The organism is Pseudomonas sp. S2_A02, from assembly GCF_054668495.1.
This window is the reverse complement of record NZ_CP162776.1, coordinates 5,284,783-5,301,890: the sequence shown is the minus strand read 5'-3', so window position 1 is coordinate 5,301,890 and position 17,108 is coordinate 5,284,783. Positions and strand designations below refer to the sequence as shown.

At 59.0% G+C, this 17,108-nt stretch carries 17 protein-coding genes; 10 read left to right on the top strand and 7 right to left on the bottom strand.

Features of this window, described 5'->3' with window-relative positions; translation table 11 throughout:
* On the top strand, positions 1-1,380 hold the full coding sequence (locus AB4O41_RS24220) for an HlyD family type I secretion periplasmic adaptor subunit (protein WP_460144968.1): 1,380 nt from the start codon (positions 1-3) through the stop codon (positions 1,378-1,380).
* Positions 1,381-1,527: 147 nt separating this feature from the next.
* Here the strand turns inward: AB4O41_RS24220 and AB4O41_RS24215 are convergent, their stop codons facing one another.
* A complete protein-coding gene (locus tag AB4O41_RS24215) occupies positions 1,528-2,124 on the bottom strand; it encodes a tRNA-uridine aminocarboxypropyltransferase (protein ID WP_460144967.1) in 597 nt (198 codons plus the stop codon).
* Between the two features lie 4 nt (positions 2,125-2,128).
* Complete coding sequence (locus tag AB4O41_RS24210) at positions 2,129-3,022, bottom strand: LysR family transcriptional regulator (RefSeq protein WP_008013540.1); 894 nt, start codon at positions 3,020-3,022, stop codon at positions 2,129-2,131.
* 356 nt (positions 3,023-3,378) lie between these two features.
* Between AB4O41_RS24210 and speB the strand changes: the two genes are divergently transcribed.
* The 5 genes from speB to AB4O41_RS24185 all read left to right on the top strand — a co-directional run bounded on the left by speB (position 3,379) and on the right by AB4O41_RS24185 (position 8,315).
* Positions 3,379-4,329: an agmatinase gene (speB, locus tag AB4O41_RS24205; protein ID WP_460144966.1), complete on the top strand. Its 951-nt coding sequence runs from the start codon at positions 3,379-3,381 to the stop codon at positions 4,327-4,329.
* Between the two features lie 9 nt (positions 4,330-4,338).
* Positions 4,339-4,761 carry a YybH family protein gene (locus AB4O41_RS24200; RefSeq protein WP_007905130.1) on the top strand — a complete coding sequence of 141 codons (423 nt, stop codon included), beginning with the start codon at positions 4,339-4,341 and terminating at the stop codon, positions 4,759-4,761.
* Positions 4,762-4,815: 54 nt separating this feature from the next.
* Entirely contained in the window at positions 4,816-6,327 is a 1,512-nt protein-coding gene (locus tag AB4O41_RS24195) for a purine-cytosine permease family protein (RefSeq protein ID WP_460144965.1), read from the top strand.
* A gap of 164 nt (positions 6,328-6,491) precedes the next feature.
* A complete protein-coding gene (locus AB4O41_RS24190; RefSeq protein WP_460144964.1) occupies positions 6,492-7,871 on the top strand; it encodes a sodium:solute symporter family protein in 1,380 nt (459 codons plus the stop codon).
* 192 nt (positions 7,872-8,063) lie between these two features.
* Positions 8,064-8,315 carry an acyl carrier protein gene (locus tag AB4O41_RS24185; RefSeq protein WP_460144963.1) on the top strand — a complete coding sequence of 84 codons (252 nt, stop codon included), beginning with the start codon at positions 8,064-8,066 and terminating at the stop codon, positions 8,313-8,315.
* 134 nt (positions 8,316-8,449) lie between these two features.
* Here AB4O41_RS24185 and AB4O41_RS24180 read toward each other — a convergent pair whose 3' ends face one another.
* Both AB4O41_RS24180 and ptrR read right to left on the bottom strand, forming a co-directional pair.
* Positions 8,450-8,578: a PA1414 family protein gene (locus AB4O41_RS24180; protein WP_007914492.1), complete on the bottom strand. Its 129-nt coding sequence runs from the start codon at positions 8,576-8,578 to the stop codon at positions 8,450-8,452.
* A 139-nt stretch (positions 8,579-8,717) separates the two neighbouring features.
* Positions 8,718-9,611, bottom strand: coding sequence for a putrescine utilization regulator PtrR (ptrR, locus tag AB4O41_RS24175; RefSeq protein ID WP_460144962.1), 894 nt, complete (start codon positions 9,609-9,611; stop codon positions 8,718-8,720).
* Positions 9,612-9,715: 104 nt separating this feature from the next.
* On the opposite strand from ptrR, the gene AB4O41_RS24170 reads away from it, so the two are divergent.
* On the top strand, positions 9,716-10,906 hold the full coding sequence (locus AB4O41_RS24170; RefSeq protein ID WP_460144961.1) for an MFS transporter: 1,191 nt from the start codon (positions 9,716-9,718) through the stop codon (positions 10,904-10,906).
* Here AB4O41_RS24170 and AB4O41_RS24165 read toward each other — a convergent pair.
* The 3 genes from AB4O41_RS24165 to AB4O41_RS24155 form a co-directional block, all read right to left on the bottom strand.
* Positions 10,842-11,774, bottom strand: a complete 933-nt coding sequence (locus tag AB4O41_RS24165; RefSeq protein ID WP_460144960.1) for a DMT family transporter — start codon at positions 11,772-11,774, stop codon at positions 10,842-10,844. The genes AB4O41_RS24170 and AB4O41_RS24165 overlap by 65 nt on opposite strands.
* Before the next feature lie 163 nt (positions 11,775-11,937).
* Positions 11,938-13,383 carry an NCS1 family nucleobase:cation symporter-1 gene (locus AB4O41_RS24160; RefSeq protein ID WP_460144959.1) on the bottom strand — a complete coding sequence of 482 codons (1,446 nt, stop codon included), beginning with the start codon at positions 13,381-13,383 and terminating at the stop codon, positions 11,938-11,940.
* Positions 13,384-13,812: 429 nt separating this feature from the next.
* The gene (locus tag AB4O41_RS24155; protein WP_030131899.1) at positions 13,813-14,649 is read right to left on the bottom strand and encodes a CvfB family protein; all 837 of its coding nucleotides are present in this window, start codon (positions 14,647-14,649) and stop codon (positions 13,813-13,815) included.
* Positions 14,650-15,000: 351 nt separating this feature from the next.
* Between AB4O41_RS24155 and AB4O41_RS24150 the strand changes: the two genes are divergently transcribed.
* From AB4O41_RS24150 to AB4O41_RS24140, 3 genes are all read left to right on the top strand, one after another.
* Positions 15,001-15,189 carry a hypothetical protein gene (locus AB4O41_RS24150; protein WP_017337097.1) on the top strand — a complete coding sequence of 63 codons (189 nt, stop codon included), beginning with the start codon at positions 15,001-15,003 and terminating at the stop codon, positions 15,187-15,189.
* A 210-nt stretch (positions 15,190-15,399) separates the two neighbouring features.
* Positions 15,400-16,116, top strand: coding sequence for a TorF family putative porin (locus tag AB4O41_RS24145; protein WP_460144958.1), 717 nt, complete (start codon positions 15,400-15,402; stop codon positions 16,114-16,116).
* Between the two features lie 77 nt (positions 16,117-16,193).
* On the top strand, positions 16,194-17,063 hold the full coding sequence (locus AB4O41_RS24140) for a DUF6279 family lipoprotein (RefSeq protein WP_460144957.1): 870 nt from the start codon (positions 16,194-16,196) through the stop codon (positions 17,061-17,063).
* Positions 17,064-17,108: the final 45 nt, after the last annotated feature.

The window sequence follows — 17,108 nt, the reverse complement described above, 5'->3', positions numbered from 1 at the left end:
ATGGCTGGTTCATCGTCCGACACGCCGCTCTCTGATTCAAAGCAACGGGGCTACTTCGGCAGCTTCCGCAAAAGCGCCGAAAGCGAATTCATGCCGGAAACCGCCGGCGCCTCGTTGCAGGATTCGCCGCGCTGGTCACGGATCACCGTGTGGCTGGCGGCAGCGCTGCTGATCACCGCGCTGGTCTGGGCCAAGTTCGCCGTGTTGCAGGAAGTCACCACGGGTGAAGGCAAGGCGATTCCGTCGAGCAAGATTCAAGTGATCCAGAACCTCGAGGGCGGCATCGTCACCGAGATCTTCGTGCGCGAAGGACAAATGGTGAACAAGGGCGACACTTTGCTGCGCCTGGATGACACGCGATTCCTGTCGAACAAAGGTGAAAGCGAAGCGGACCGCTATGCACTGACCGCGCAGGTCGAACGCCTGTCCGCCGAAGCCGAAGGCCGGCCGTTCAAGCTGTCTGCGGAAGTGATCGCCAAGGCGCCGCAAGTGGCCGAGGACGAACGCTCGCTGTACGAACAACGTCAGCGCCGACTGGCCAGCGAACAGCGCACGCTGACCGAACAGCTTCGGCAGAAAACCCAGGAGCTGGCGGAATTCCGCTCCAAACAGGGACAGTTCAGTTCCAGCCTGGCCTTGCTGCAACAAGAGATGAATATGTCTGCGCCGCTGGTGGGCACCGGGGCGGTTTCGCCGGTGGAAATCCTGCGACTCAAACGCAGCGCTGTGGAAATCCGCGGCTCGCTGAACGCCACAACCCTGGCGATTCCCCGGGCGGAATCGGCGATCAATGAGATCAAAAGCAAGATCGATGAGTCCGAACAATCTTTCCGTTCAGACGCGGCAAAAGAGCTGAATGAAAAACGTACCGACCTGTCGAAAATAACCGCGACGAGCATCGCCATCGACGACCGGGTGACGCGCACCACCGTGGTGTCGCCAGTTCACGGCATTATCAAAATGCTGAAGGTCAACACCATCGGCGGCGTGGTCCAGCCAGGCAACGACATGGTGGAAATCGTGCCGCTGGAAGACAACCTGCTGATCGAAGCCAAGGTCCGCCCTCAAGACGTGGCGTTCCTGCACCCGGGCCAGAAAGCCATGGTCAAGTTCAGCGCTTACGACTACACGATTTACGGGGGGTTGAGTGCGAAGCTGGAGCTGATCGGGGCGGACACCATCACCGATGACAAGGGCAACAGCTTTTATCTGATTCAGGTAAGAACCGACAAGAATCACTTGGGCGGGGATGTGAAGCCGCTGCTGATCATCCCGGGGATGGTGGCGACGGTGGACATTATTACCGGGGAGAAAAGCGTGCTGGATTATCTGCTTAAACCGGTGTTGAAAGCGCGGACCGAGGCAATGCGGGAGCGGTAGTCATTCTCCAAAGGTCGCGGTGATTGATCATCCGCCTTCGCGGGCAAGCCCGCTCCCACAGGGATTTGCGTCGTACACAAATAGTATGAACACCACCACACACTGTGGGAGCGGGCTTGCCCGCGAAGGGGCCAGCATAAACAACAACTATTTTTGCCCATGATTACGCTGAAAAACCTCCTCCCCCATCGCCGCAATCTGCCCCTCGATCAACGCCTCGAATGGCTTCAACAACGGCTCAAAACTGACCGGTGACTCAAGCGTTTGCAAGGCCTGCACAATCGCCTCCACCGTCGACAACGCCCCAGCCCCCGGAGCCTTGCGCAAGCGATAACGCGACACCCCGCCCTCGGCCAATGTCACTCTGGGCAACGCCGCCAACAATGGATTGAGGTGCAGCATTTTGCGCGCCTTGCGCCAGGTGCCGTCCGGAACCACCAGCAATAGTGGCTCGTCGATGGCGGAATAAGCCTGCATCGGCTGCGCCTCCTCGCCGGGAAACAGCAACCGTGCCTGATAGCCCGGCTGATTCAACAGCGCCGGCAAATCCTCGAACACCTCGCCAACAATCAACTCGGCATTCTTCAACCCTAGCGCCGCCAATCGCGCGGTGTTCAGCGCGTGGTTCACTTCGCTTGGATGCTGAAGCAGCAACACCCGAGTGCGACTGTCGAGGCTCGGGATCAGCGGGCACAGGCAATGGGTTTGCGGGCGTAGACAGCGTGGGCATTGGATTCTGGACATTGTCTTAAGCCTGATTCAGTTGCGCTTTAAGCAAATCACGGAAGGTCTGGATCAGCGGTTCGCGGCTGCGGCCACGGCGCACGATCATCGAAAACGGTGCCTGATAGCCGAACGTCGCTGGCAGCAGCACGCGCAAATCACCTTTGTCGGCCCAAGCCTGGGCGTAGTGTTCCGGCAGGTAACCGATGTAGGCGCCGGACAGCACCAGAATCAACTGGGCCTCCATACTTTCCACGGTCGCCGCGCTGTGTTTGAAACCGTGGCGGGCCAGTTCGGCCTGGCTCCAATAGCCGCGACCGACCATGCGCTGTTGGGTGATGACTTGCTCGGGGATGCGCCGCTCGGTGAACAGCGGATGACGACTGCTGCAATACAGCCAGTGCTGCTCACGGTACAGCGGCATGTAGACCAGACCGCTCATGCGCGTGGAAAAGGCACCGATGGCCAGGTCGAGACGGTTGTCCTGCACACCGAGTTGCAGTTCGTAGGGGCTCATGACCGACAGATGCAAATGCACCGCCGGGTGTTCCTGACTGTAGGCGCCGATGGCTTCGGCGAACGGCAAGGCCTTGTCGCTGACGGTAGAGTCGATCACCCCCAGGTTCAAAGTGCCGCGCAACTCGCCTTTGAGGGCGGCGGCGTATTGTTCGAAACCTTCGAGTTCCGCCAATAGACGCAGGGTTTCCTGATGGAACAGTTCGCCCTTGCTGGTCAGGCTGAAACCACCGCGACCGCGATGGCAAAGCACCAGGCCCAGGGCCGCTTCGAGCTGGCTCATGTAAGTGCTGATGGCCGAGGTCGAGAGGTTGAGCTCTTGCTGGGCGTTGGCGAACCCCTGATGGCGGACCACGCTGACGAAGATGCGCAATAGTTTCAGGTCGGGTAAAGCGTTGGCCATGGGGGGCTCCGGTTGCAAGGTAATGCATGTTGCTTTTGTGGCGAGGGAGCTTGCTCCCGCTCGGCTGCGCAGCAGTCGTAAAACTTGCCAATGCGGTCCACCAGACACAACGAAGTGAATGGTTTTGGGGCCGCTTCGCAGCCCAGCGGGAGCAAGCTCCCTCGCCACAGGGGTTCTGCGTGTGGTCAGAAGTCTATCTCTGCTCTCGCCATTAGTTTAGAAAAATCTGAACTAAGTATTTGCCCGTAGCGATTCTTCCCGGTCACTGCATTTCGCAGAATCGGCCCACAGCGGTGCCCGTCTCTCCCCGAGCGTGCAACCGACATAAATAAAACAACGACGATGAGGCCTTACCCGTGGACAAGATTCTTCACCAACCACTGGGCGGCAACGAAATGCCGCGCTTCGGCGGCATCGCCACCATGCTGCGACTCCCCCATTTGCCATCCGCTGCTGGCCTGGACGCTGCCTTTATCGGCATCCCGCTGGACATCGGCACGTCCCTGCGCCCCGGCACCCGTTTCGGGCCGCGTGAAATCCGCGCCGAATCGGTGATGATCCGCCCGTACAACATGGCCACCGGCGCGGCGCCGTTCGATTCGCTGTCGGTTGCCGACATCGGTGACGTGGCAATCAATACGTTCAACCTGCTGGACGCTGTGCGGATCATCGAAGAGGCCTACGACAATATCCTCGAACACGATGTGATCCCCCTGACCCTCGGCGGCGATCACACCATCACCCTGCCGATCCTGCGTGCCATCCATAAAAAGCACGGCAAGGTCGGCCTGGTGCACATCGACGCTCACGCCGATGTGAACGATCACATGTTCGGCGAGAAGATCGCCCACGGCACCACCTTCCGTCGCGCTGTAGAAGAAGGCCTTCTGGATTGCGACCGCGTGGTGCAAATTGGCCTGCGCGCTCAGGGTTACACCGCTGATGACTTCAACTGGAGCCGCAATCAAGGCTTCCGTGTGGTTCAGGCTGAAGAGTGCTGGCACAAATCCCTGGCACCGCTGATGGCCGAAGTTCGCGAGAAAGTCGGCGGCGGTCCGGTGTACCTGAGTTTCGATATCGACGGTATCGACCCGGCTTGGGCACCCGGCACGGGCACCCTGGAAATCGGCGGTCTGACGACCATTCAGGCGATCGAAATCGTGCGCGGCTGCCAAGGCCTCGATCTGGTCGGCTGCGATCTGGTAGAAGTTTCGCCAGCGTATGACACCACCGGTAATACCTCGCTGTTGGGCGCCAACCTGCTGTACGAAATGCTCTGCGTACTGCCGGGCGTGGTCCATCGCTGAGGATCGGTCATGAGCGAACGTGATCAGGTACTCAACGCCGCCGCCGAGCTGGTATCGGCCTTTGCCCGTAACGATCGCGAAGCCTACTTCGGCGCATTCAGCGTTGATGCCAGCTTCGTGTTCTACACCCTCGAGCAGCCCCTGCTGTCACGCGATGCTTACCAGGCGTTGTGGGACACCTGGCGCGCCGAGGACGGCTTCGAGGTGCTGTCCTGCACCTCGAGCAACGCCTTCGTCAGCCTGCAGGGTGACGTGGCGATTTTCATCCATGACGTGGCCACCGAGTTGCGCATGCAAGGGGAGCAACACTTCAGCCAGGAGCGCGAGACAATTGTTTTCAAAAAACAGACGTCTGGCCAAGAACAACAAGGCCTATGGCTGGCCTGCCACGAACATTTGTCCGCCATGCCGGAAGGGCTGCCACCCCCTTAGCCAAACAGGTGACGCTCACGCACGATGAGCGCGCCTTTATGATCGGAGCAGATCATGAATAACAACAACAAAGACCAAAGCCTTAGCAGCATCGAAACAAACGGGGTCGAACAGATCCCGGACAATGAACGCGACGCCCGGCCCAGCGACCTGTTTCGCCTGATCTTCGGCGGCGCCAATACCTTTGCCACAGCGGTGCTCGGCAGTTTTCCCGTGCTGTTCGGCCTGTCCTTCCAGGCTGGCGTGTGGGCGATTGTGCTGGGCGTGGTGATCGGTGCGATGATCCTGGCGCCGATGGGCCTGTTCGGGCCGATCAATGGCACCAACAACGCCGTGTCCTCCGGTGCACACTTCGGCGTGCACGGACGAATCGTCGGCTCTTTCCTGTCACTGTTGACCGCTATCGCGTTCTTTTCGCTCTCCGTATGGAGTTCGGGCGATGCGCTGGTGGGCGGCGCCAAACGCCTGATCAACCTGCCGGAAAACGACCTCACCCTGGGCCTGGCGTACGGTCTGTTCGCGCTGCTGGTATTGACGGTGTGCATCTACGGCTTCCGCTTCATGCTGTGGGTCAACCGCATCGCGGTGTGGGCCGCCAGCCTGTTGTTCCTGCTCGGCATCTTCGCCTTCGCCCCGGTGTTCGACAGTCAATACGCCGGCAGCGTGGCCCTGGGCCAGGCGGGATTCTGGGCGGCGTTCATCGGCGCGGCGCTGGTGGCCATGAGTAACCCGATTTCCTTCGGTGCGTTCCTTGGCGACTGGTCGCGATACATCCCGCGTGAAACCCCGAAGGGTCGCATCATGCTGGCGGTGATTGCTGCGCAACTCGCCACGTTGATCCCGTTCCTGTTCGGCCTCGCCACCGCCACCATCGTGGCGATCAAGGCACCAGACTACATCGCGGCCAATAACTACGTCGGCGGTCTGCTGGCGGTGTCGCCGAGCTGGTTCTTCCTGCCGGTGTGCCTGATTGCGGTGATCGGCGGCATGTCCACCGGCACCACTTCGCTGTATGGCACCGGGCTGGACATGTCCAGCGTATTCCCACGGGTGCTGTCGCGGGTCAAGGCAACGCTGCTGATTGGCGTGATGTCGATTGCCTTCATCTTCATCGGGCGCTTTGCAGCGAACCTGGTGCAGAGCGTGTCGACTTTCGCCGTGCTGATCATCACCTGCACCACCCCGTGGATGGTGATCATGATCATCGGCCTGCTGGTGCGTCGCGGCTTCTACTGCCCGGATGACCTGCAAGTGTTCACCCGTGGCGAGAAAGGTGGCCGTTACTGGTTCACCCACGGCTGGAACTGGCGCGGCCTGGGTGCCTGGATCCCGAGCGCGTTGGTGGGTTTGTGCTTCGTGAACCTGCCGGGGCAGTTTGTCGGGCCACTTGGGAATCTGGCGGGCGGTATCGACATCAGCCTGCCGGTGACCCTCGGTCTGGCCTCGCTGGTGTACCTGACGCTGCTGAGCCTGTTCCCGGAACCGGCCACGGTGTTCGGCCCCAGTGATCCACGCAGCAAGGGCACAAGCACCATGGCAAAGCCTGAACTACGTCAGCCCGCCTGACACAGACTCACCTGTGGGAGCGAGCCTGCTCGCGATGACTGCGGCACATCCGACATTGATGTTACTGACAAATCGCAATCGCGAGCAGGCTCGCTCCCACAGAGACCTGGCCCGCAGAAACATCTTTGTTTCACCATAAAAAAGACAATCGGAGACACGCCATCATGGCTTTGGATTTATTCGTCGTACTCATCTACGCCGCCGCGATGCTGATACTCGGCTACTACGGCATGCGCAAGGCCAAGACCAACGAAGACTTTTTGGTCGCCGGTCGTAACCTCGGCCCGAGCCTGTACATGGGCACCATGGCCGCTACCGTTCTGGGCGGCGCATCTACCGTCGGCACCGTGCGCCTGGGCTACGTCCATGGCATCTCCGGTTTCTGGCTCTGCGCGGCCCTCGGTTGCGGGATCGTGGCGCTGAACCTGTTCCTCGCCAAACCACTGCTGAAACTGAAGATCTACACCGTTACCCAAGTGCTGGAAAAACGCTACAACCCGATGGCCCGCTCCGCGAGCGCGGTGATCATGCTGGCGTATGCGCTGATGATCGGCGTGGTCTCGATCCTGGCCATTGGCACCGTGCTGCAAGTGCTGTTCGAGCTGCCGTTCTGGCTGTCGGTATTGGTCGGCGGTGGCGTGGTGGTGATTTATTCGGCGATTGGCGGCATGTGGTCGCTGACTCTGACCGACATCGTCCAGTTCGTGATCAAGACCGTAGGCCTGATGTTCATCCTGTTGCCGATCTGCCTGTACCGCGTCGGTGGTTGGGATGAGTTGGTGTTGAAACTGCCGGCAAGCGCCTTCAGCTTTACCACGATTGGCTGGGACACCATCATCACCTACTTCATGATCTACTTCTTCGGGATCCTGATCGGCCAAGACATCTGGCAGCGTGTGTTCACCGTCAAGAGCGCCAAAGTGGCTCAGGTCGCCGGTACATTCGCAGGCTTCTACTGCATCCTTTATGGACTGGCCTGCGCCCTGATCGGCATGGCCGCTCATGTGCTGATCCCGGACCTGGACAACGTCAACAACGCCTTCGCCGCCATCGTCAAACTGTCCCTGCCGGATGGTATCCGTGGCCTGGTGATTGCGGCGGCCCTGGCGGCCATGATGTCCACCGCCAGCGCCGGCCTGCTCGCCGCTGCCACCACCCTGACCGAAGACCTGCTGCCGAAACTGCGTGGTGGTAAACAGTCGAGCCTGGGCATCAATCGCCTGTTCACCCTGCTGACCGGCGTCGCCGTGCTGGGTATCGCGCTGGTGGTAAACGACGTGATCAGTGCCTTGACCCTGGCCTACAACCTGTTGGTGGGTGGCATGCTGATCCCGCTGATCGGTGCAATCTTCTGGAAACGCGCAACCACCGCAGGCGCTATCGCCAGCATGGGCATGGGCTTTGCCACCGCGCTGCTGTTCATGATCAAGGACGGTATGGATTCCAACACCCCGATCTACTACAGCCTCGGCGTTGGTCTGGTGAGCTTCGTGTTGGTCAGCCTGATGTCCCGTCGCCCGGCAGTGGTGGCGAATGCGATCTAACCTTTCTATAACGACTTGATGCTTTCTTCGACGGGTGTGGCGTCGGTTGCCATACCCGTTTTTTTCGCCTGAAGGAATCTGCCGAACGGCCACTGTCGCGCACGATGATTGACGAGTGGCAGCGCCGGCAAGCCTGAAGCCTGCTGTACTCAGCACCAGGGACAACAACAATAACGCCCTCGAAGAACAACCATGACCAAAGACGCCGTTCGTACAACCGTGCATCGTTTCATCAGCCGCCTGCTGGAAAATCAGGATGATTTCGACGACAACACCAGCCTGGTGCAGTTGGGACTGGATAAAGAGGATATCGAAGAGCTGATCTTCCATCTGGAGGATCAGCTGGGTTTGACGGCGTTTACCGCCCAGGAAGACCGGATGCTCAAGACTGCAATGACCGTCGACGACTTGAGCCGGTTTTTGATTGAGATTGGGCGGTATTAACCGCCACACTTGATCTAACCTGTCGGCCGCCAAGATCGCAGCCTTCGGCAGTTCCTACAGGTACCCGCAATCGCAGCACAGACACACTCCCTGTAGGAGCTGCCGAAGGCTGCGATCTTTTCAGGATTTATGACTTACCGGCGGCGCTGCTGGCGGCGACGTTGTTCGTCGTCAGTGCGAATAGGCACGGGTTGCAGAGGCGGTTCGATCAAACCGAGTGCGACACCCAGGTCATGCAGCCAGTTTTGGATTTTCTCTTTCATGGTGCCCCCTTCAGGGTAGTGCCGAGCGGCCGAAGTTCTGTAGCCCCTTCGCACTGATAATAGTCCGAAGTCCTACGCAATGCTCGTCCAACATCGCAATGATCTGTTACTGAATTGATCCAAATCCCTGACCGTTGGTTCAAGCAATTGCCTGGGCCTGAATCGCTGCCGACGGATACATCGCCTGCTGCTGCTCGATCCATGCATTCAGGTTGGCGCCGACCATGCCCTTGCGCCACATCAGCCAGGTGGTCGCGCTGGCAAACGGCTCGGCCAACGGGTGCACTGCCACGCTTTCGCGCCCCGGCAGGCTGGCGAGCATCGACTCCGACATCAGCGCCACGCCGGAGCCGGCAATCACGCAGGCGAGCATTCCCGGATAAGACTCGATCTCCATCGCCCGGCCCATGGCCGCGTGATCATGGGCGAACCAGGCTTCCAGGCGCATCCGATAGGAACAGCCCTGCCGAAACGTGAACACCGAACGCCCTTCGACATCCAGCGCGCTGCATACTGGCGGATGATCAGCCTCGCTGATCAACACCAGCCGTTCGTCGCACAACGGCACGCCATCGAGCCCGGCCAGTTCCAGCGGGCCGTCCACCAGCGCCGCATCGAGGCGCCCGGTGAGCAGACCTTCGAGCAATTCGCCGCTGGGCCCCGATTGCACTTGCAGGTTTACCGCCGGATAGCTGCGGTGATAACGCGCCAACAGCTCTGGCAGGTGAATCGCAGCGGTGCTGTACATGGTGCCCAGTACAAAATCCCCGGCCGGTTGCCCGCCCTGCACCGCCGCGTGGGCTTCGTCGTGCAAGGAGAACAGCTTGGCGGTGTAGTCCAAGAGGACTTTTCCCGCAGGTGACAACTGCAAACGCTGACGCTCGCGTACGAACAGTTCAACACCGAGTTGCTCTTCGAGCTGTTTGAGCCGGGTCGACAGGTTGGATGGCACACGATGCAGGCGTTCAGCCGCGCGAGTAATGGAGCCCTCCTGCGCCACCGCCTGGAAGATCCGCAATTGGCTGAATTCCACACCATTCTCCAAATCAGAACAAGTTTCTCACTATTATTCATTTTTAAAGAAAGTCAATCAGTCCTAGCCTGACGGTCATTGATCCTCGAAACGGAACTCAGACCATGTCTCCTCTGATTCGCTTAGCCGCCTGTTTTATCGCCCTGATGATGGCCATGGGCATCGGGCGTTTCGCCCTGACCCCGCAACTGCCGCACTTGCTCAGCGAAGGCCAGATCGACCTGACTGCCGCCGGTCTGATTGCCGCTGCCAACTACCTCGGCTACTTCGTCGGCGCGGTGGACGCGATGTTCGCCCGTTGCCCCGACCAGGTTCGTCGGCGCCTGCTCGGTGGTTTGTGGCTCTGTGTGCTGCTGACCCTGGCCTCGTTCTGGGCAGACGGATTCTGGTCGCATCTGGTACTGCGTTTCGGCACGGGCGTGGCCAGCGCCTGGGTGTTGGTGATGATTACCGCATTGAGCCAACCGCTGGCAGCGGCGGCCGGTCGTCCACGGCTCGGCGCGCTGGTCTTTGCCGGGCCGGGGCTGGGGATTTTTCTGACAGGATTGTTAGCCTTGGGCTCGAACCTGCTCGGTCAGACGTCTGCGACCTTGTGGCTGGTGTATGCCGGTGTCGGGCTGGTGATGCTGCTGGGGATTCTGCCGTTCTTGCCGCAACCGGCCGCCCTTTCTACGGCGACACCGTCTGCCGTTACATCGGGCACCCAAGGTGTCGGACGGTTACCGGTGATCTATGGGTTATACGGTTTGGGCTACATCATCCCGGCCACTTTCCTCTCACAGATGGCCAGCGCGCAGTTCCATGGGCAATGGCAAGCCGATCTGTTCTGGCCATGCTTCGGCCTGGCGGCAGCAATCGGAGTGGTGTTGGTGAGCCTGCGTCGGCACAACCCGAATGCCACTCGCCATTGGCTGATGGCAACATTGTGGTTGCAGGCGACCGGGGTCTTCGCCTGCCTGTTGGGCAACGGTGCCGGCCTGGCACTGGGGGTGATCCTGTGTGGTGGGCCGTTCCTGGCCTGCATGCAACTGGTGATGCAGCGCTCCCGGGAACTGGCGCCCCATGCCACCCAGCGCAACGCTGGGCTGCTGACCGCGTGCTTTGCCGTGGGGCAACTCAGCGGTCCGTTGCTGGCAGCGCTGAGCAGTCATTTCAGCGGTGGATTGCAACCCGCGCTGGTGATTGCCGGCAGCGGTTTGCTCATCGCAGGAGGCCTGTTGCTGCGCCCGGTCAGGGTTGCCCAAGTGCTTTGCGCAAACGACGGCGGACCCACTGCTCTGCGCTCACAAAAGTGATCCCGAGCAGAACCAGCACCGCGCCGATCACAAAGTTGAGGCTCAGTTCTTCGCCCAGCAGCACCACACCGAACGTGACGCCGAACAGCGGCGTCATGAACGAAAACACTGCCAGGTTTGCCGCCAGATAACGACGCAGCAGCCAGAACCAGGTCAGGTAACTGAAAAACGACACCACCAATCCCTGGAACAGCACGCTGGCCACGGCAACAGTGGTCAGGCTGACATGGCTGACCTGCCCGCTGAGGATCGCGATCAACAGCAGACCAACGAAGCCGACGATCAGTTGATAAAACAGCGTCAAGGTCACCGGCGCTTCCGACAGACGCGAGGCACGTACCACCACGGTGGTCGCCCCCCAAGATGCGCCGGCCAGCACGCCCAACGCATCGCCCATCAGCATGCGATGGTCGAGGTTATCCCAGGACACGCCCCCGGCAAACGCAATGGCAATGCCGATGAAAGCGAGAAAAATCCCCAGCCACTGCACCGGTCTTAAACGCTCACTCGGCAGCAGCCAATGCACGCCCAACGCGGTGAAAATCGGCGCGGTGTAGAGGAACACCGACATGTGCGCCGCCGTGGTCAATTGCAGGCCTTCGGAAATGAAGAAGAACTCCAGGCCAAACAACGCACCCGCCAGCAAGCCGCCGCGCCAGGTATTACCGACCTGATCCCAACCGCCCTTCCAGCAGATCAACAATCCTACGAGTAACGCGGAAATACCCGACCGCCCCGCTGCTTGCATGACCGGCGCGATGTCGGGTGCCGCCCATTTGATCATCACCTGCTGCACGCCCCAGATCAGGCACAGCCCGACCATTACCTGCAGGGCAAATCCATCGGCGCTACGCCGAGTGGCGCTCACCGGAACACCTCGACAACACAATCCATGGCAGTGACTCGACAGTAAAAGCAAAACCCCGGCCTTCTGGCTGAACAGAGTGCCGGGGCGAAAAATTATGCTGTCGATTATTAACCAGATGGACAGAAAAAGGTGTCTGCAAAAGACCTTTAAATCGCCGCTTGCGTCATCCCGCTATGACCAGCGCCGCCGACTGCTGTGCCTGCTCGCGCTTGGCCAGCGCGAAGTACAGGGCGCCGCCAAGGAAGCAGCCGGTAAACCAGGCGAAGTTGGCCATCGGTTGCAGGACTGGAATGAACGTGATTGCTACGCCCATCAGGGTGGCCGGAATCAACGCCTTGACCGCCGTCCAGTTGATCCCGCCGCTGTAGTAATAACGTCCGCTCGGGCCGTCGTTGAACAGCGCATCGACGTCGATCTGCTGCTTTTTGATCAGGTAGTAATCCACCAGCAGAATCCCGAACAGCGGCCCGATGAACGCCGCCAGCACGTCGAGGGTGTAGTGAATCACTTCGGGGTTGTTGAACAGGTTCCACGGGGTGATGAAAATCGAAGCCACGGCGGCGATCATGCCACCGGCGCGCCAGCTGATTTTGCTCGGGGCAATGTTGGCGAAGTCGAACGCCGGGGACACGAAGTTGGCGACGATGTTGATGCCGATGGTGGCGGTGACGAAAGCAAAGGCGCCGAGCAGCACCGCTACGCTGTTGTCGATGCGCGCCACGGTGGCGATCGGGTCGTGAAGCATTTCACCGAACACCGGCAAGGTGCCGGAAACGATCACCACGGTCACCAGCGAGAACGCCAGAAAATTCATTGGCAAGCCCCAGAAATTGCCACGTCGCACGTCATTCATGCTGCGGCAGTAGCGACTGAAATCACCGAAGTTCAGGGTCGGACCGGAAAAGTATGACACCACCAACGCCGTTGCCACGATCACTTGGCCGAAAGCTTCCCAGCCAGACAGGGATTTTTCCGCCAGAGTGAAGCTGATGTTGCTCCACCCGGCCTGCCAGACGATCCAGCCGGCGAGCAGGAACATCACGCCGTAGACCACCGGGCCGGCCCAGTCGATGAAGCGGCGGATCGACTCCATGCCAGTCCAGAACACCAGCGCCTGGACGAACCACAGGCTGAGGAAACCGAACCAGCCGAGGTAGGACAAACCGGCAAAGTGCGGTTCGGCGTAGGCTGCCATTGAAGGAAAAAACCGCAGTACGACGATGATCAGGGCACTGGACGCCAGGTACGTCTGAATCCCGTACCAGGCCACCGCAATCAGGCCGCGGATGACCGCAGGAATATTCGCCCCAAACACCCCGAACGCCAGTCGGCAGATCACTGGATATGGCACCGCTGCTTGCTGACTCGGCTTGGCTACCAGGTTGGCGATCAACTGCACGATGCAAATCCCGCCCAGCAAGGCAATCAACACCTGCCAACTAGCCAGCCCAAGCGCAAACAGGCTGGCGGCGAACACATAGCCGCCGACGCTGTGCACGTCACTCATCCAGAAGGCAAAGATATTGTACCAATTCCATTTCTGCGGCAGCGGCCCCAAGTCCTGGTTATACAGGCGTGGGCTGTAGCCGTTGGGCAATTGCTCGGTCATCGCAGGGCTCCTCGAAAGTACAGGCGCGGCCCCCGAGATTGATGTGGCGACCACACTGCGTACGGGAGCCGGCATGGTTTGTATACGAATTACTACGCAGAATGCGTGCCATCCGCTCTAAAGATGCGACAAGTCTGGCTTTCAACTCTGTTCAGAGGAAAGGCTTTAAGACGTAGAGGGGATGGTAATGCCCATGAACAGGGCGTCAGCGCCTACAAATGGTGCAGGACATTATGTATACAAAGAGATGGGTGACTGCTGCGCAGTCGATCGCGAGCAGGCTCGCTCCCACATTGGATTCGTGGTGAGCCTGGGAGTTTGTGCCCGATGCATATTGTAGGAGCGGCCGCAGGCTGCGATCTTTTGCCTGTAAAAGATCAAGATCAAAAGATCGCAGCCTGCGGCAGCTCCTACAGAGAGCGCGTAGGGTCAGCTGAGCTCGATACGATCAGCGTGAATGACGATCTGGCCGTTCTTGTACAACGCACCGATGGCCTTTTTGAAGTTACCTTTGCTGACGCCGAACATACTGCTGATCAGCGTCGGGTCGCTCTTGTCGCTGACTGGCAGGGTGCCGTTGTTGTCGCGCAACTTGGCAAGAATCTTCGAGTTCAGACTGGTGGCTGCTTCTTCGCCCACCGGTTGCAGGCTCAGGCTGATCTTGCCGTCGGCGCGGACTTCTTTGATAAAGCCCTTCTCTTCTTTACCGGCGCGCATGAACTTGAAGATTTCGTTCTTGTGGATCAGACCCCAGTGCTTGTTGTTGATGATTGCCTTGAAGCCCATATCGGTCGCTTCGGCCACCAGCAAATCAACTTCCTGACCCGGGGTGTAATTGGCCGGAGTCTTGTCCAGGTAGCGGTCCAGACGGGCCGTCGCGGTGATGCGTCGTGTGTGTTTGTCGAGGTAGACGTGCACCACGACATACTCGCCAGCCGTCATCTGGCGCTTTTCTTCGGAATACGGCAGCAGCAGATCCTTCGGCAACCCCCAATCCAGGAACACGCCGATGCTGTTGACTTCAACAACTTTCAAACTGGCGAATTCACCGACCTGAACTTTCGGCTTTTCGGTGGTGGCGATAAGTTTGTCATCGCTGTCCAGATAAATAAAAACGTTGAGCCAGTCTTCATCTTCGCTGGGAATATCTTTGGGGATATAACGATTAGGCAGGAGGATTTCACCGTCCGCGCCACCGTCCAGATATAAACCGAAGTTAGTGTGTTTAACCACTTGCAAACTGTTGTAGCGCCCGACTAAAGCCATGTCCAATACCCTCATTGCGTGGGCGGCATTCTACCCGTTTTTGCGGGTGGCGTTCGGTGGCCGGCCCGGTGGCGCAAGAAAATCCGCGGAAGGGCTTAATTTTCCTGGGTTTTGCCGTGTGCGTTTGGCCACTCGTCAGACCATTTGGGTGCCTCGCACCCGGGGCTGCCCATCCGAAAAGCGCTTTTCTCCCACTTGGGTTCTTAATTAAAACAGCAGCTTAGGGGAACATTGCGAATAATAACTTGCGATGAATCGCGTTTCTCCAACGTGTATTTCGGGAGGATATTTACCAAGCAATTGTCAAGTATTTCCTGTACTATGCCTGGCCAAGTTAATTTCTACAGGTTAATGGCCGCCATGCGTGTAAAAGCATCCAACAGCAAAGCAAAGCCAGCTCCAGCCGTTGAAACCAGCGAATCGATCAACAACCAGATCGCTGCGTTCCTCAAGTCCGGCGGCGAGATCCAGCAAATTGCCAAAGGCGTCAGCGGCCAGACGTTCGGCCCATCCAAGCAGATCACGCTGGGCAAGAAGTAATTTCCCCTGCGTTAACTGGTCCATAAGCGCTTTGAGCTTCGAAGCGCTTGGACTGGAACCCTCCCGCAATACCCCATCAAACAAATCAATATTTCAAAAATCGACGAACGGCCCTCGATGCCGAACATTCGCCGGTATGCTTGCACGTGTCTGGATCAAGCGTTTCAGCAGGTTTTCAGAACCTGTTCCTCGCTGTTCATGGAGTGACGCATGTTCAAGCCCTCTCTTTTCCTGCTCGGCAGCCTGCTGTGGTGTTCCGTCACCCATGCGCAAGTCTTTCAGCGCGAACTGGGCGACTTCGATCTCAAGCTCGCCACCACCCCGAGCCGCAGCATGGCCCAAGGACTGGTCAAACCGTCGACGAGCGGCTCGTTCCACGGTGGTCTCGACCTGAGCCACGACAGCGGCTTCTACGTGGGTCAATGGTCCCCCAGCATGGGACTGAGCCCGTCGAGCAACCTTGAAGTCGATTCCTACATGGGCTTTAAACAGCCTTTCGATCACTCCCTCGGCTATGAAGTGGGCATGATCCATTACAGCTACCCGAAAGCGGACACCCTCGACAGCCAGGAGCTATTCGGCGGCCTGACCCTGCTGGGCAGTCGCTTCGGCGCAGCCTTTAGCAACGATCCGGATAAACAGAACAGCACCCTTTTCGCCGACCTCAGTGGCAATCAACCGTTCGGTATCGGGATCAGCCTGAAATACACCACCCATCAACTCAACACACCGGTGTCCGTCGACGATGGGTATGTAGGCAGTTTCACCGACTGGTCAGTGAAATTATCCCGGCCGTTCATGGGCATCGACCTGGACTTGATCTACAGTGATTCAAGCCTGAGCGGCAGCGATTGCTCCGCCTATTCCGGCCACAATAGCGAGTGCGACGGCCTGGTGACGCTCAAGGCTGCGCACAGCTTCTATTAATCGGCTGAACTGCCGGGCTCATCCCGCGATCACACAAGAGAACCCCAAAAGAAACCAGGTCTTCGCAAGGACTCGCCATGTCGCACTGGTTGAAACAGATCGGCGTCATCATCACCCTCAGCCTCACCGTCGCCGCGTGCAGCCGCGTAGGCCTTGCTTATCGCAACCTCGACGTGATCATTCCCTGGACGCTCAGCGACTACCTGGAGATGAACCACGAGCAAAAAGACTGGTTCAACGAGCGCCTCAAGGAACACCTGAGCTGGCACTGCACCACGCAACTGCCCGGCTACCTCGACTGGCTGGATCGCTTACAGGCCATGGTCGAGGCCAACCAAATCACCGACGCCGCACTGCAAACCCGCACCCAGGAAGCCAAACAGGCCATCGCCGAAACCGCCCGGGAAATCACTCCGTCAGCCATCGAACTGTTGCAGGGTCTTGATGACAAGCAAGTCGCAGAAATGAACGAAGCCTTCGCCAAGGACCAGCGCAAACGCCAAGAGGCCTACCTCAAACCGTCTCTGGAGCAACAGATCAAAGAGCGGAGCAAGCGCATGGAGAAACGCTTGAATGACTGGCTCGGCCCGCTCAGCCCAACCCAACAGCAACGGGTCATGGCCTGGTCAAATGCCTTGGGTGATCAGAACAAGCAATGGATTGCCAACCGCGCCCATTGGCAACAGCAATTCAGCGCGGCAGTGGCGCATCGGCAAAGTCCAGAATTCCCACAGCAAATCGAGACACTTCTGGTGAATCGCGAGAGTTTGTGGACGCCGGCTTATCGCGAGGCCTACGCCAACACCGAAGCCCAGGCTCGGGCGTTGCTGGTGGACATAATGACCGAGAGCACACCGATTCAGCGTGAACGGTTGCTGAAGAAGATTGAAGGCGTGCGCAAGGATTTCACTGATTTGAAATGCCTGAAGGCGGCGCGGCAGGGTTAAGCGGAACACCACAATCCAATGTGGGAGCGGGCTTGCTCGCGAATG

Bases quoted from the DNA above. Each gene is read 5' to 3' on its own strand.
- AB4O41_RS24220 (WP_460144968.1), top strand. From the start codon at position 1: ATGGCTGGTTCATCGTCCGACACGCCGCTCTCTGATTCAAAGCAACGG.
- AB4O41_RS24215 (WP_460144967.1), bottom strand. From the start codon at position 2,124: ATGTCCAGAATCCAATGCCCACGCTGTCTACGCCCGCAAACCCATTGC.
- AB4O41_RS24210 (WP_008013540.1), bottom strand. From the start codon at position 3,022: ATGGCCAACGCTTTACCCGACCTGAAACTATTGCGCATCTTCGTCAGC.
- AB4O41_RS24200 (WP_007905130.1), top strand. From the start codon at position 4,339: ATGAGCGAACGTGATCAGGTACTCAACGCCGCCGCCGAGCTGGTATCG.
- AB4O41_RS24195 (WP_460144965.1), top strand. From the start codon at position 4,816: ATGAATAACAACAACAAAGACCAAAGCCTTAGCAGCATCGAAACAAAC.
- AB4O41_RS24190 (WP_460144964.1), top strand. From the start codon at position 6,492: ATGGCTTTGGATTTATTCGTCGTACTCATCTACGCCGCCGCGATGCTG.
- AB4O41_RS24185 (WP_460144963.1), top strand. From the start codon at position 8,064: ATGACCAAAGACGCCGTTCGTACAACCGTGCATCGTTTCATCAGCCGC.
- AB4O41_RS24180 (WP_007914492.1), bottom strand. From the start codon at position 8,578: ATGAAAGAGAAAATCCAAAACTGGCTGCATGACCTGGGTGTCGCACTC.
- AB4O41_RS24170 (WP_460144961.1), top strand. From the start codon at position 9,716: ATGTCTCCTCTGATTCGCTTAGCCGCCTGTTTTATCGCCCTGATGATG.
- AB4O41_RS24160 (WP_460144959.1), bottom strand. From the start codon at position 13,383: ATGACCGAGCAATTGCCCAACGGCTACAGCCCACGCCTGTATAACCAG.
- AB4O41_RS24155 (WP_030131899.1), bottom strand. From the start codon at position 14,649: ATGGCTTTAGTCGGGCGCTACAACAGTTTGCAAGTGGTTAAACACACT.
- AB4O41_RS24150 (WP_017337097.1), top strand. From the start codon at position 15,001: ATGGCCGCCATGCGTGTAAAAGCATCCAACAGCAAAGCAAAGCCAGCT.
- AB4O41_RS24145 (WP_460144958.1), top strand. From the start codon at position 15,400: ATGTTCAAGCCCTCTCTTTTCCTGCTCGGCAGCCTGCTGTGGTGTTCC.
- AB4O41_RS24140 (WP_460144957.1), top strand. From the start codon at position 16,194: ATGTCGCACTGGTTGAAACAGATCGGCGTCATCATCACCCTCAGCCTC.